2 pseudogenes are annotated in these 1,238 nt (G+C 75.5%); both read left to right on the top strand.

From position 1 onward, the window contains the following. Positions 1-341 (top strand): annotated as a pseudogene (locus tag AC2W7M_RS25805) (ABC transporter permease); the annotation flags it as partial. Positions 342-346: 5 nt separating this feature from the next. Beyond that, positions 347-1,238 (top strand): annotated as a pseudogene (locus AC2W7M_RS25800) (ABC transporter permease); the annotation flags it as partial.

The raw sequence follows: 1,238 nt of genomic DNA, 5'->3' as shown, positions 1-1,238 counted from the left end.
CCGCCGGCCGCGCCGCCGCGCGGTCCCTGATGCCCGCCGCCCTCGCCTTCGCCCTGCGCGAACTGCGCGGGGCGCGGCAGGGCTTCACCGTCTTCCTGCTGTGCCTCGCGCTCGGCGTCGCCGCCATCGCCGGCATCGGCTCGTTCGCCCGCGCCCTCACCGAGGGGCTCGACCGGGAGGGGCGCTCCATCCTCGGCGGCGATGCGTCCTTCACGCTCACCCAGCGCGAGGCGAACGCGGCGGAGCTGGGCTTCCTCTCCGGCCACGGCGAGGTGAACCGCGTGGCGACGCTCCGCGCCATGGCGCGCACCGCGGGCGCGAGGCCGCGCTCGCCGAACTGAAGGCGGTGGACCCCGATTATCCGCTGGCCGGCCGGCTGGAACTGTCGCCGCCGATGCCGCCCGGAACCCTGTTCGCGCCCGGCCGGGGCCTGCCCGGCGCGGCGGCGGAGCCGGCGCTGCTCGGCCGGCTCGGTCTGAAGATCGGCGACCGGGTGACGCTCGGCGACGCCACCTTCGAGATCCGCGCCGAGCTGGTCTCCGAGCCGGACAAGCTCTCCGCCGGCATCGGCCTCGGCCCGCGCCTCCTCATCTCGGCCGGCGACCTTCCCGCCACCGGCCTGATCCAGCCCGGCAGCCTGGTGCGCTGGAGCTATCGCGTGCTGCTGCCGGACGCCGCGCCCGCCACGCTCGACGCGCTGATGGAGGCGGCCCACGCGCGCTTCGACGATGCCGGCTTCGAGATGCGCACGCGCCACGGCGCCACCCCGCAACTGGAGCGGGGCATGGGCCGCATTGGCCAGTTCCTGACTTTGGTGGCGCTGACGGCGCTGCTGGTGGGCGGGGTCGGCATCGCCAATGCGGTGTCGAGCCATCTTTCCGCCAAGCGCGCCACCATCGCCACGCTGAAGGCGCTCGGCGCCACCGCGCGCAGGTGTTCGCCGCCTACGGCATCGAAATGGGCGTCATCGCCGCCATCGGCATCGCCGCCGGGCTCGCGGTGGGCGCCGCCATCCCGTTCGCCGGGGCCGCGGCGCTCTCCGCCGTCATCCCCTATCCGGTGGCGCAGCGGCTCGATTTTCGCGACGCTCGGCCTCGCGACGCTCTACGGCCTGCTGGTGGCGGGCCTGTTCACGGTGCTGCCGCTGGCGCGGGCGCAGGAGACGCCGGCGGCGATGCTGTTCCGCGACACCACGGGCGAAGCGGGCGCGCGTTTGCCGCGCCGGCCGCTGATCGCGG

The sequence above is a fragment of the Xanthobacter sp. BG11Y11_SDJG genome, assembly GCF_057364445.1.
This window is presented reverse-complemented; position numbering and strand designations above follow the sequence as displayed.